This window comes from Microbulbifer sp. ABF4_143, assembly GCF_056160225.1.
This window is the reverse complement of the sequence record NZ_JBSWWT010000010.1, coordinates 45,037-57,981: the sequence shown is the minus strand read 5'-3', so window position 1 is coordinate 57,981 and position 12,945 is coordinate 45,037. Positions and strand designations below refer to the sequence as shown.

Here is a 12,945-nt window from a genome sequence, read left to right as displayed (position 1 = left end):
GTGCCCATCAATGCGGCTGCCTTGCGTGCCTTTTCCGCCAGACCTATTCATTCTTCAGCGTCTCCAGCCGCACCGGGTTGCCCACCAGCACACCGACGAAAGCCCCGATCAACAGGCACGCCAACCAGACCTGCAGCCAGAACCCGGGGTAGAGATGCAGCGGCAGGGCCCAGCCGAAGGCAGCGGGATTGACCCGCGCCACCAGCACCCAGCCGAGGAAAATACCCAGCGGCGTCGCCAACAGCGCGAGCAGGCCGGTCACCAGCATACTGTGTGCGATCAAGCGCCGGCGCAGGCTTTTTCGCCGCACGCCATAGACATACAGCAGGGTATAGCTCCCCTGCCGCAGGCGGAAAATCACCAGCCCCATCAGCGCCAGCGCCGTGCCCGCCAGCGCCAGTGTCAGGGCGTTCAGTATCCGGGTCATCTGGAAAGTGCGGTCAAAGGCGGCGCCGGCCGCCCGCTTCAGCCCCGCCTGGTCGCGCAGGCGGCTGCCGGCCAGCCACGGGTATTCCTCGGGCCAGTCCCGCCAGCGGATCTTGTCGAGATGATTCGCGCCCAATACGAAAGTGGAATAGCGATCGGGCAGCGCATCCGGCAGCGCCGCGAGCGGCAGCAGCAGCTCACCCTCGGGCCTGCCGTAATCGGCGTAGATGCCGATCACTTTGCGCGACTGCTGTTCCGTTCCGAGGCGAATCTGCACCCTGTCCCCAGGCGCCAGGGACTGCCGGCGGGCCAGCTGCTCGTTGACCAGCACACCGCCGTTTGCCAGTTCAACCCAGGGAGCCGGCGCGGCGGCCAGGAAGGGCCAGCCCTGCAGCAGCGGCGAGGCCGGATCGACCGCCAGCAGATCCACCGGCAGCTGGCCCAGCAGGCCGCGGCCGCGCACCATCGGCAATACGGCCGTCACCCCGGGCAGCTGCTGCAACCGCGCTTTCCACTCGCGCCACTCGGCCGCTGCCAGCGGCCGGCCGGGATCGAGATAGAGATCGCCCTGCAGGCGCTGGTCGAGCCAGCGGGCGAAGGTGGACTCGAAACCGGTGACCATCGCCTGCACGCCGATGGCCGTCGCTATGGCAAATGCCAGCGCGGTCAGCGGCAGGCTCAACAGCCGGCACAGCGCGCGCATCTCGGCGCAGGACCATTCCAGCAGCGGCTGCCGGCAGCGGCGCTCTATTCGCGCCAGCAGCCGGTTCAACAATTCGGGCAACAGCAGGCCGACGCCGATCAGGCAACCCAGGGTGGCGAGGAAGATCAGCCACAGCCGGCCCGCCGATAACAACGCCGCCAGTGATACAGTGACGACCAGCAGCGCCGCCAGCCAGCGCCAGCGGAGCAGCTGCTCCCCGCCCCGCTGCGCGCGCCGCAACAGCAGCAAGTCGGCGCAGGCCCAGCCGACCACCAACGCCAAAATCAGCACCATACCGAGCCAGGTTTCCGCGTTGGCTGCGCTCCCGGCCAGGGAATCGACGCTGAACAGGCCCTGCAGAGTGCTCTGAAATCCGTCGGCCATCGCCGACGCCAGCCGTTCGCCCAGCCACAGCCCCAGGGTGCCGCCAACCAGCGCGACCAGCAGCACCTCCGCGATCAGCGCCATACGCAATTGCGCCGGTCGGACGCCGAGCCGCACCAGTATCTCCAGGCTGCGGCGCCGCTGCTCCAGCGCAAAGCGGTAGACGCTGCGCACCAGCAGCGCCGCCACCAGCAGCGCCAGGGCCCCCAGCGCATCGAGGCTGAGCAGGAAGGCGTCCACCAGCGGGTCCGCTTCCACACCATAGTCTTCCACCTGGCCGCGGTAGCCCTCGGGCAGCGGCACCCTTTCCACCTCCGCCGCCGGCAGCAGAATCTCCAGCCTGCTGCGCCCGGCGCTCGCCAGCTCGGCAGCCACCGAGATGTCGGCGAACAGCTGCCCGCCGGGCAGGCCCTCGGCCTCCTGCAGCTGGTATTCGCCGCTGCCCGGCAGCGACAACCGCTGCCAGCGCGCCAGATCCGCGGCACTGCCGAGCAGGAGTGGGCGATCGAGCGCGGCGAGCAGTGTATCGGCCGCTGGGGCACCGTCCCTGTACTGCCGCAGACAAGCGGCACTCAATGGGTCGATACCAATCACTGCCGGTGCGCCGCTGGCGGCGAAGCGCACTTCCAGGCGCGGCGACGCGCAGAGCCCCGCCCTGCGCAGCAGTGCGAAGTCTTTCACATCCACCGGGCGTCCATCGGCGCGCACCACACTCAGCAGCGGCTCCAGCGCCGCCCTGGATCTTGCGACCGCATTCTCCGCCGAGCCGGTCAGTGAGCGGACCCCGCTCCACAGCATGGCCGCACACACCAGGATCAGCAGCAACCCGGCCAGCTGGCCCGGGTGGCGGCGGTAATGGCTCAGGAAGACAGTGCCGAGTCCCATGGGCGCAGGGCTCCTTCCCGCAATTCGAGAACCCGGTCGCAGCGCCGGGCCAGCGCCGGGTTGTGGGTGACGATCAGCGCGCCCAGCGCCCGTTCGCGGATGGCGTCGAAGAACAGCGGCGCCACGCGTCTGGCCGTTGCATAGTCGAGGCTGCCGGTGGGCTCGTCGGCGAGCATCAGTTGCGGCTGCATCACAAAGGCACAGGCCAGTGCCGCCCGCTGCCGCTGGCCGCCGGAGAGTTGATCGGGATAGCGGTGTGCCGTATCGGCAATACCCAGCCGCTCCAGCAGCGCCTCGCCGTCATGCTGCTGCAGTCCGGCCAGCCCGGCGCGAAAGGCGATATTGCGAGCAACAGTGAGCGTGGGAATCAGGTTGCCGTCCTGAAAGAGTGTGGCGATACGGGTGCGGCGCAGTTCGGCCCAGTCGTCGTCATTCAGTTGGGACCGGTCGCGGCCGAATACCCGCAGCTGGCCGCTGTCGGGCGCCAGCAGGCCGTTGAGCAGATTCAGCAGCGTACTCTTGCCCGAGCCCGATGGTCCGATCACCGCCACCGCCTCGCCGCGGCGCAGCTCGAGGGACAAGCCGCGCAGTACGCTGATCTGTTCGCGGCCGGTGCGGAAGGATCTGGTGAGATCCTGGGCCTGGACCAGGGCATCATTCATGGTTTGGTGGGCTGCCTGATGGACTTTGGCAAGTTTATCGCATTGGGAGGCGCTGCAGCGTCAAGGACGCAGAATCAAAGACCCCCATCATATAGGCAGGATCTTCCGCCACACCCGGTGCACTCTTTGCCCATCAGCTCCAGCCACTGTCTACCCGTACAGCTGTGTAAAAATACAGCCTCTACCCTGCCGCGAAAAACTTAATCCAGAATCACGGAGAATTTACCAATGCGATGTCAAATTCCAGACCTGTCTATGGCAGTACGTCTACCCCTTTAATTCGTGCCTATCCGATTTTTTATCCTCTCTTTCCCGATATTTTTCGAAGAACGCATTGAGGAGCGGCGCTTGCCGGAACAGGTGACACGTTTTACCATGCGCGGCAGATGTAACGCGCCCGCAAGGAGCGCTCCACAAGGAAAGTTGGGACTCGCCATGCAATTCAATCACGATCTCCCCATTGTCGCCGGACATTCCGCCGGAAAACGCATTCGCTGCACTACCGCCCTGATGCCCACCTATCAGCGGCTGAAGGACGCCGCCGATCGGGGCAATTACTGGCCGCGTATCGCGATCAGAGAGCTCAATGCTTTGACCAGTGGCATGCTGGATAAGAAAAACGTGTACGTCCGTCCCGGGAAACGGGATTATTACGTTGTTTTCCTTCCGGGTATCAAAGCCACGATCAATCGCTGGGCCAATGATCAGTATTGCATCACGGATATGGTGCTGGATGAGCATTATTTTGAGGCGACAAGTCAGAAGAATACCCGGATGGGGCTCTACCGAGCTACGCCGCTCAAGCGCGATAAACGGTGGATCGCTAGATATGTTGAGGATGGCCGGGTTGATTCCAGGGATGGTCGTATGGTTGCGGTATCAGATGCGGGCTATTCGGAAGCCGACCAAGCCGCCGCAGCAGTGATCCCGCGCGCGATTAGGGCTCCCGACGTGCCGGGTGCCAGTGTTCGCAATGACGGCTGTGATCTGCACTTCACTCCCGGAAAAAAGCGGCTGGGCAACTTGGTCCGCTATGACGCCCTCGCTAATAATCATTGCCGCGGTTCGGCACTGCACCTAGCCTACACCATGGCGAAAGCGAGGAATATCAAAAATGTCATCTGGGTGGCTGATCACGGCGGCTCGGTGGTACTGACTCAGGCCATGCAGATTTTGGTGGACCAGGGTGTTACCCTCAAGGGCCATACCGCTTACTTGGCTAAGCCCGCAAGCTCGCCCCGCCAAGCGGTAAACCTGGCCCACCAATTGGAAATGACACTCAACGAGGCCTTCGCCGATACAGGCCTAAGCCCGCGGGGCGCCTTCAGTCAATGGCTGGCAGCCGGCGCACGCTTCGCGAACAAGAATGATGCCTACGACAGAGAGCGCCATGTCGAAGCTTGGGTTGCCGGTGCAGGCAAAGTGGTCGCCCCGATGGGGGCGGCTGCCTTCACTGCCACCCTGGCAAATGCAACTGTCGCATCCGCACCAATTTTCGTTGCCATGAGCGCTATTGCCGGGGCAGTCGGCACCATCGGAGTCACCCATAGTCTGGGGAAAAGCCTAGTGGCAAGTACCCGTGAAAAACAACTAAAGCGCTGAGGTCTCCATGTGGAATCCAATCAAATACCCGCACGTAGAATGGTTTAAGCGCGATCTCCACTGCATTCCCAAGGGACCCAGCTTCAAATGGGCCCCCTGGAAAACCCTGCCCCTTGCGGGCAGCAGATTGCGCCTGAAGGTGCCGCGTCACTGCCCCACACATTCCACTGTCAAGCAATACGATCTCCCGTTCGGTAAAGATCCCACGGGCCGCTCCATGGGCTCCTTCTCAGAAGTTGAGATGGCCAACGATCACTGGGGTTACTGGAGCGTCCTGTATCGCTGCTACGCCTTCTGGGGGCCCTGGATGAGCGGCTGCAAGGCGGAGCTGGAGTTTGCAGTTTGCGTGATAGGACGGCAGGAGGAGTTCGAATTTCCCAATACTTCGTTCTTTCACCCCCGCGCCTTTGAATCGGTGCTTACCCAGTACCTGAACGACCTTTACGGACACCACCGTTGGGGCTCCACAAAAACCGACCCTCGCCCCCGGCACGCGGGCCCCTTCGACTGGAAGCCTCGCTACCACCTGCCCGTATTCGGCGCCAGCTGCAAGATCGACAGTACAGGGATGGACGGCAAGACCCTGGAGGATAACCCCGAGCGCTTGTTTTTCTTCCCCATTAGCGACCGGCACTTTGTCGAAGTCCTGTTCAAGCGCAAACTTTATGACCGCGATAACAAGGGCAAGCCGACCTATGACGCCAGCCCGGTGCGGGATCTGCAGCATGCGATCTTCGATAGCATAAGCCTGGAACTCGGCCCCGAGGCACAGGCCAGCTATGACAGAATCAAGGCCGAGTGTCCCGATATGCGCCTGACCGAGACTTTCGCTCCGCTCAACTGGCCCACAAAAGCCACAACGCCAGGCGAGGTCTATGAACCCGAGCAGGCATCCCACAAGGCCCTGGGTTTTTGACACACAAGTGCTGAAGCCACGCCATGTGGAATCCAATCAAATACCCGCACGTAGAATGGTTCAAGCGCAACAACTACTGCATCCCCAGGGGACCCAGCTTCAAATGGGCCCCCTGGAAAACCCTGCCCCTTGCGGGCAGCAGATTGCGCCTGAAGGTGCCGCGTCACTGCCCTACACATTCCACTGTCAAGCAATACGATCTCCCGTTCGGTAAAGATCCCACGGGCCGTTCCATGGGCTCCTTCTCAGAAGTCGAGATGGCCAACGATCACTGGGGTTGCTGGAGCGTCCTGTATCGCTGCTACGCCTTCTGGGGCCCCTGGATGAGCGGCTGTAAAGCGGAGCTGGAGTTTGCGGTTAGCCTGATAGGGCGGCAGGAGGAGTTCGAGTTTTCCAACACCTCCCTCTTTCACCCCCGAGCCTTTGAATCGGTGCTGACCCAGTACCTGAACGACCTTTACGGGCACCACCGCTGGGGGGCTACAAAAAACGACCCCCGCCCCCGGCACGCGGGCCCCTTCGACTGGAAGCCCCACTACCACCTGCCTGTATTCGGCGCTAGCTGCAAAATCTACGATACGGGCATGGACGGCAAGACTCGGAAGATCAATCCTGAGCGCTTGTTTTACTTTCCTATTAGCGACCGGTATTTTGTCGAAGTCCTGTTCAAGCGCGACTTATTCGCTCTCGATAGCAAGGGCAAGCCGACCTATGACGCCAGCCCGGTGCGGGAGCTGCAGCAGGCGGTCTTCAACAGCATAAGCCTGGAACTCGGCCCCGAGGCACAGGCCAGCTATGACAGAATCAAGGCCGAGTGTCCCGATATGCGCCTGACGGAGACTTTCGCTCCGCTCAACTGGCCCACTGAGGCCACAACGCCGGGTGAAGTCTATGAACCCGAACAGGCATCCCACAAGGCCCTGGGTTTTTGAGGCTCGAGCACTGAGATCATCCCATGTGGAATCCGATCAAGTACCCACGCCTGGAATGGTTCCAGCGCGATACTTACTGTATCCCCAGAGGGCCGAGTTTCAAATCGGCCTCTTGGAAAACTCTGCCCCTTGCCGGTAGCAGGTTGCGCCTCAAGGTTCCACGCCACTGCCCTGCAGACTCCTCCGTCAAGCAGTACGATCTCCCATTTGGTAAGGATCCCATAGGTCGGTCTATGGGCTCGTATTCTAAAATGGCCATGGCCAATGACCATTGGGGCTATTGGAGTGTCTTGTACCGCTACTACGCTTTCTGGGGGCCTTGGATGAGCGGCTGCAAGGCGGAACTGGGCTTTGGAATGAGTGTTGTGGGACGGCGGAAGGGGGCCGAGTTTCCCAACACTTCCCTCTTTCACCCCCGCGCGTTTGAATCGGTGCTCACTCAGTACCTGAACGATCTTTACGGGCACCAACGCTGGGGCTCCACAAGAACCGATCCCCGTCCCCGGCACGCGGGTCCCTTCGACTGGAAGCCCCACTATCACCTGCCGGTGTTCAGCGCGAGCTTCATGATTTGCAATACAGGGTCAGATGGTAAGACCCGGAAAATCAATCCCGACCGCCTGTTTTACTTTCCTATCAGCGATCGATACTTTGTCGAAGTCGTGTTCAAGCGCGAGCTCTACGCCCGCGATAACAAGGGCAAGCCCACCTTTGATGTCAGCCCGGTACGGGATCTGCAGCAGGCGATCTTCAATAGCATAGGCTTGGAACTCGGCCCAGAGGCGCAGGCCAGCTACGACAAAATCAAGGCCGAGTGTCCCGACATGCGCCTGACGGAGACTTTCGCTCCGCTCAACTGGCCCACCGAGACTACCACGCCGGGTAGAGTTTATGAGCCCGAGCAGGCAGCTCAAAAAGCCCTGGGTTTTTAAAATGCAAGCGCCGAGACCTACCCATACCGTAGGATTAGCTCACCGCTACAGCTCCACCTTAATATCCGCAATCACCGCATTGGCAATATCGCGCGCAGTTTCAATATCGTCCGCCCGCGCCAGGGCCACGCCCAAGCGGCGCTTGCCGGCGACCTCCGGTTTGCCGAACAGGCGCAGCTGGGTATCCGGGCGGGAGAGTGCGGCGGTCAGGTTGCCGAACTGCATCTGGGTGGAATTGCCCTCCACCAATAGTACCGATGAGGCCGAGGCGCGGTGCAGCTGGATATTGGGAATGGGCAGGCCGAGGATGGCGCGGGCGTGCAGGGCGAACTCGGAGAGGTCCTGGGAGATCAGGGTCACCAAGCCGGTATCGTGCGGCCGCGGTGAGACTTCACTGAAGATCACTTCGTCGCCTTTGACAAACAGCTCCACACCAAACAGGCCGTGGCCGCCGAGGTTGTCGGTCACCGCCCTGGCAATCTCCTGGGCGCGGCTCAGCGCCGCTGCCGACATGGCCTGCGGCTGCCACGACTCCTGGTAATCGCCATCGGCTTGGCGGTGACCGATAGGCGCACAGAAACTGGTGACAGTGTTGCCGCTGCCGTCGTTGTGACGAATCGTGAGCAGGGTGATTTCGTAATCGAAGTCGACAAAGCCCTCGACAATCACCTTGCCTTTGCCGGCGCGGCCGCCCTCCTGGGCGTAGGCCCAGGCCTCTTCGATCTGTGAGGTATCTCGCACCAGGCTCTGGCCCTTGCCCGAGGAACTCATAATCGGTTTGACCAGGCAGGGAATGCCGATCTCGTCAATAGCCGCCTTGAATTCCGCCTCGCTGGCGGCAAAGCGGTAGGTGGAGGTGGGCAGCCCCAGGGTTTCCGCCGCCAGACGGCGGATGCCCTCGCGGTTCATGGTCAGCTGGGTCGCCCGCGCGGTGGGGACAATATTGACCCCCTCCTCTTCCAGTTCGGCCAGGGTGTCGGTGGCGATCGCCTCGATCTCCGGCACCACCAGGTGCGGCTGCTCCTGTTCAATCACCCGGCGCAGGGCACCGCCGTCGAGCATACTGATCACATGGCTGCGGTCGGCCAGCTGCATCGCCGGAGCGTTGGCGTAGCGGTCCACCGCAATGACTTCGCAGCCGAGGCGCTGCAGCTCGATCACAACCTCCTTGCCCAATTCGCCGGCCCCGCAGAGCAGGACGCGGGTGGCGCTAGGAGAGAACGGGGTGCCCAGGGTAGCCATAGAATTCCTGCCTTTTTATGTATGTAGCGCCGGGGATATCACCGGCGCCCTATTATCCTATCAAAGCGGCCACAATTTCACCGCCGCCATTTATCACGTCACGCAGCAGCTGGAGCCACAGCCCGCGCTGCTATCGGCATAGGCATTTATCCGGCTGCGATTTGATCTAGACTTGGACTGGCCACAGTGCGGGCCAGTCTCACCGACCGAGGAACGCCCGATCAACAGGAGCGCTCGATGAATATCAGCACAGCAAACCGGGCAAGACTGGCGTTTGCGCTCACGCTGCTTCTGGTTCTGGTGGCGGGCGCTATCTGGTATTACCAAGCCTCCGGCCGTTTCGATAGCTACCAGATTGTCACCGAGGATTCCGTGTCCGGCTTGATTGCCGGTGCCCCGGTCGAGTTCCACGGCGTGGATGTGGGCAAGGTCACCCTGGTCGAACTCGCCGGTCCCCGCTCCGTCCGTATTCTGCTGGACGTCGAGAAAGACGCACCCGTCAGTAAGGCAACTGTCGCCACCATCACCGCCCGCGGACTCGCCACCCGGGGTTTCACCGGCTATGTCTATATCCTGCTGGAAAACACCGGTACGGACCAGGGTCCACTCACGGCCGCTCCCGGCGCCCGCTATGCGCAGATACCCAGCACGCCATCCCGCTCGGTGAACCTGGACACCGCGATCAGCCAGGTGAATCAGAACGTGCAATTGCTGACGGAATTGCTGCACACCCTGTTGGACGATAAGACCATCGCGTCGTTCAGGCAGGCCGTAGACAATCTGCAGCAGGTCAGCCGCATGCTCGCCGAGAACCAGGAGAAGCTCAGCTCGATCATCGCCAACACCGAGCGGGCCAGTGGCCGGCTCGGGCCGCTGCTGGATTCGAGCAGCGACACCATCGACGCACTGCAGCAGGTCAGCCGCATGCTCGCCGGGAACCAGCAGAGGCTCAATTCGATTATCACCAACACCGAGCGGGCGAGCGGCCGACTCGGACCGCTGCTGGATTCGAGCAGCGACACCATCAACGCGCTGCAGCTCCAGGTACTGCCCGAAGCCTATAGAACTATGACCACGCTGAACAGGCTGACGAATTCGATGAACCGCCTGACGGACAAGATCAATCGCGATCCATCCATCCTTGTGCGCGGCAGTGCCCCTCTGCCCCTGGGTCCGGGCGAAACCGAATGAGCGTAAACGGCTGCGCCACTCTACTCGTTGCACTCATCGCAACACTGGTTTCCGGCTGCACGCTGTTTTCCCCGCTGGAAGACGAAATCCGGGTGCAGGTGATAGACCAGCTGCCGCTCGAACTCCCGCAACGGCAAACGCATCCGGTGACGCTGCTGGTACTGCCGCCGGCAACAAACCCGGTTTACGACACAGTCCGGATGGCCTACAGAACACGGCCGTATCAGATCGACTATTTCAGTCAGCACGAATGGGGCGCAACACCAGCACAAATGCTGCTGCCGTTGCTGGCGCGGACGATGGAGAACACCCACTACTTCGACACAGTGATCACGCCCCCCTACTTCGGCCCGTACAGTTATGCGCTGCGCACGGAGATTCTCGAACTCACGCAGGATTTCAACTCCGATCCGGCAACATTACATCTTTCCCTGCGGGTGCAGCTCGTCGATGGGGCATCGAACCGGATCATCGCAAGCCAAGCCATATCGCTGCGCGACCCCATATTACAGGAGACGCCCTATGCCGGCGTTGTGGCGGCCAACGATGCCACGGCGAAAACCCTGCAGCAGATTGCCGGATTTGTGCTGGTGAGTGTGCGGTGAGCGGGGGCTAGGAACCTGTACCGGGCAGTATCTTTTTCAGAGTGTTATCCCGGAAAAAGAAATGGTGCCTCAGCGCCGCGCCGGCATGCACGACAATAAAGCCGATCAATGCATAGCCGAGCCACTTGTGGATATCGATAAATGCCTGGAACAGATAGTCATTCTGCGCAATTAAATCCGGCAGCCTGATACCGAAGAAATACACCGGAATGTCCGCGGCGGAAGACATCAGCCAACCGCTGATCGGCAGGGCGAACATCAGAGCGTAAAACCAGAGGTGGACAAAGCGCGCGACCACTTTTTGCCAGTCCGGCAGGTTTTCGACCAGAACCGGTAGTGCGTTGCCGACGCGCCAGGCCAACCGCACCGCGGCCAGCCCCAACGCCAGCATGCCGAATTCCTTATGATTCAAGATAAGCAGGATTTTTTGCTTGTTGAATCCGACATCTGGCAGACCACTCATATAGAGCCCCTGCACGGTAAGCGCAATAAGCAATACCGCCATCAGCCAGTGCAGCGCGATGGCCACGGCGCCGTAGCGCTGCCCCGTGTTTGTTAGCCTTGTCATAGTTCGCGCTGGCCGGCAGCTACTGCCCCACCTAGCGGTGCGCCAGCGCGTAGTCGATCGCCGCACAAACCGCGACGGCCTGCGCGCTATTGCACTGCTCGGGCGTCGCGCGGGGGCTGTCGGGGTAGACCTCGGTGGTAGTCTTGTAGCGGGCGCTGGTGATGCTCGCGCACAGGCCGAGCCGCTTGAGCGGGTACTGGATAACGCCCCGCGCGACCACGGTTGAGCCGATAATCTCACCGTTGTCATCGGCCGGGGCGATATGGGTGACCCGCTCCACCGCGGCGATCACCGCCTGCTGGAATTCGGGCTGCGGATTCTCGCTGTCGTCCACCAGATAGAAGCCGTCGGGAATCCCGCCCGGCACGAACGGCTTGCCGTCGCGGGCGGCCAGTGCGGGGCGGAATTCGGTTTCATCGCTGTCGGTGGTCTCGTGCAGATCGATATGCATCAGCACACGATCGCGCACCGGCGCCACCAGCCGCATCAGCGCCGCTGACTCTTGGGCGGGGCTGCCCTCGCGGAAGGAGCGGTTCGGGTCAATCGCATGGGCGTTCCAGCGCTGGATATGCTCATAGCCCCAGGGACTGACGCAGGGCGCGACCAGCAGGTTGACCCGGCCGGCATAGTCCGCGGCATGCTGCTCAACGAACCGCAGCGCGCCGTGCACACCGCTGGTTTCGTAGCCGTGCACCCCGCCCGACACCAGCACGACCGGCAGATCGTCACGCCAGTCGCGGCTGCGGATCGCCAACAGCGGATAGCTGTCGGGGCCATAGTCCAGACGGCCGTACTCCTCCACGTCGAAGCGCGGGCGCAGGCGCTCGATTGCGCTCAACACCTCCGCGGCGTAGCTGCGCTGACGGGTCTGTCGCGACAACCACTCGGCGCGCTCCGCCTCGCCCCAGGGAGTGCCGGGGGTGCCGATTGGATAGGGTGCGGGGGCCGTGTTCATAGCGCTTGTTCTCCAGTGATGATCGAGGCAGGCAAGCATTCTACACCCGGACAGCAATATTGCGGCGTCCTTAAAAAGAGGCGGCTCACATCCGCGGCAACCACATACCCATGGTAGCGGCAAAGATGCCAATGGCCATAAAGACGGTCAGCGGCACCAGGGTACTGACAAAGGCGAGCTGTGCGCCCTGCCCGGCTTCGCGCTTTTGACAGTGGAAATACCATTGCAGCATGGCCAACGGGACCAGGTACTGACCAAAACCCAGGGCGTACAGGAAGGGCCCGGTGAAGGATTCCCAGTCGACTCCCCATCCGCCGGTGAGCATCGCCCAGCCCATCAACACCACACGAAAGAACCACACCGCGCTGGCGGCCATGAACAAGCGCAGGGCCCAGCGCCGGTGCTCGGCAAAGCGGCCGGCCATGGCGGTTCGCAGCGCCAGGAACGCAAACACCAGAATCAATACCCCGTCGATGGAGATGCTGATCTGGGACACCAGGTCGCCAATGCTGTGGCGCGTCCAGGTCATGTACAGCCCGCCGACACTGCTGATGACGGCAGCCAGCAGGTAACTGCGGCCCAACCAGCGGTGGAAGCCGGGCGCATGTCGGCGCACGGCAGGAATCAGCTGCAAGGGGCCGCCGCCGATCACAATCGCGGCCAGCAGAACGTGCGCCGCCGCGGCCAGGTTGCCCAGCGTGTCGCCCTCGCGAAAGCCGGCCGGCAGGTGCAGGCCCTCCAGGCCGTGGAGTCCGGACTGCGCGATGGGCGGGTAGAACACGGCGAGAATGTAGGCAACGAAGATCGCGTGCCCCGTTGCCGCGAGGCAAAACCAGGTTTTTACCGTCAGGTTAACGGCCCGCCGCGTATCGAACGGGCGGAGCAGTGTTGGACTCAGTACAGCGTCGTTCATAGTGTTTCTCCAGGCGTCTGTGTAGCGGG

12 protein-coding genes are annotated in these 12,945 nt (G+C 62.1%); 6 read left to right on the top strand and 6 right to left on the bottom strand.

From position 1 onward, the window contains the following. Positions 1-43 precede the first annotated feature (43 nt). Positions 44-2,398 carry an ABC transporter permease gene (locus ACXAF3_RS09710; protein ID WP_475112098.1) on the bottom strand — a complete coding sequence of 785 codons (2,355 nt, stop codon included), beginning with the start codon at positions 2,396-2,398 and terminating at the stop codon, positions 44-46. After that, complete coding sequence (locus tag ACXAF3_RS09705; RefSeq protein WP_475112097.1) at positions 2,374-3,060, bottom strand: ABC transporter ATP-binding protein; 687 nt, start codon at positions 3,058-3,060, stop codon at positions 2,374-2,376. The genes ACXAF3_RS09710 and ACXAF3_RS09705 overlap by 25 nt, the downstream gene beginning before the upstream one ends. 435 nt (positions 3,061-3,495) lie before the next feature. Here ACXAF3_RS09705 and ACXAF3_RS09700 point away from each other — a divergent pair, with 435 nt between their 5' ends. The 4 genes from ACXAF3_RS09700 to ACXAF3_RS09685 all read left to right on the top strand — a co-directional run bounded on the left by ACXAF3_RS09700 (position 3,496) and on the right by ACXAF3_RS09685 (position 7,442). Further along, positions 3,496-4,662 carry a hypothetical protein gene (locus ACXAF3_RS09700; RefSeq protein WP_475112096.1) on the top strand — a complete coding sequence of 389 codons (1,167 nt, stop codon included), beginning with the start codon at positions 3,496-3,498 and terminating at the stop codon, positions 4,660-4,662. A 7-nt stretch (positions 4,663-4,669) separates the two neighbouring features. Next, positions 4,670-5,578 (top strand): hypothetical protein, encoded by a 909-nt coding sequence (locus ACXAF3_RS09695; protein WP_475112095.1) that lies wholly within the window; start codon positions 4,670-4,672, stop codon positions 5,576-5,578. A gap of 23 nt (positions 5,579-5,601) precedes the next feature. Beyond that, entirely contained in the window at positions 5,602-6,510 is a 909-nt protein-coding gene (locus ACXAF3_RS09690) for a hypothetical protein (RefSeq protein WP_475112094.1), read from the top strand. Positions 6,511-6,833: 323 nt separating this feature from the next. Further along, on the top strand, positions 6,834-7,442 hold the full coding sequence (locus ACXAF3_RS09685) for a hypothetical protein (RefSeq protein ID WP_475112093.1): 609 nt from the start codon (positions 6,834-6,836) through the stop codon (positions 7,440-7,442). 45 nt (positions 7,443-7,487) lie between these two features. Here ACXAF3_RS09685 and purT read toward each other — a convergent pair whose 3' ends face one another. Beyond that, a complete protein-coding gene (purT, locus tag ACXAF3_RS09680; RefSeq protein WP_475112092.1) occupies positions 7,488-8,684 on the bottom strand; it encodes a formate-dependent phosphoribosylglycinamide formyltransferase in 1,197 nt (398 codons plus the stop codon). A 237-nt stretch (positions 8,685-8,921) separates the two neighbouring features. On the opposite strand from purT, the gene ACXAF3_RS09675 reads away from it, so the two are divergent. Both ACXAF3_RS09675 and ACXAF3_RS09670 read left to right on the top strand, forming a co-directional pair. Further along, entirely contained in the window at positions 8,922-9,875 is a 954-nt protein-coding gene (locus ACXAF3_RS09675) for an MlaD family protein (RefSeq protein ID WP_475112091.1), read from the top strand. Beyond that, positions 9,872-10,480, top strand: coding sequence for an ABC-type transport auxiliary lipoprotein family protein (locus tag ACXAF3_RS09670; protein WP_475112090.1), 609 nt, complete (start codon positions 9,872-9,874; stop codon positions 10,478-10,480). The genes ACXAF3_RS09675 and ACXAF3_RS09670 overlap by 4 nt, the downstream gene beginning before the upstream one ends. 7 nt (positions 10,481-10,487) lie before the next feature. Here ACXAF3_RS09670 and ACXAF3_RS09665 read toward each other — a convergent pair whose 3' ends face one another. The 3 genes from ACXAF3_RS09665 to ACXAF3_RS09655 form a co-directional block, all read right to left on the bottom strand. Then, positions 10,488-11,009 (bottom strand): cytochrome b, encoded by a 522-nt coding sequence (locus tag ACXAF3_RS09665; protein ID WP_475112089.1) that lies wholly within the window; start codon positions 11,007-11,009, stop codon positions 10,488-10,490. 70 nt (positions 11,010-11,079) lie between these two features. Continuing rightward, entirely contained in the window at positions 11,080-12,003 is a 924-nt protein-coding gene (locus ACXAF3_RS09660; RefSeq protein WP_475112088.1) for a M14 family metallopeptidase, read from the bottom strand. A gap of 85 nt (positions 12,004-12,088) precedes the next feature. Further along, positions 12,089-12,916 (bottom strand): DUF2306 domain-containing protein, encoded by an 828-nt coding sequence (locus tag ACXAF3_RS09655; protein ID WP_475112087.1) that lies wholly within the window; start codon positions 12,914-12,916, stop codon positions 12,089-12,091. Between the last annotated feature and the right edge of the window lie 29 nt (positions 12,917-12,945).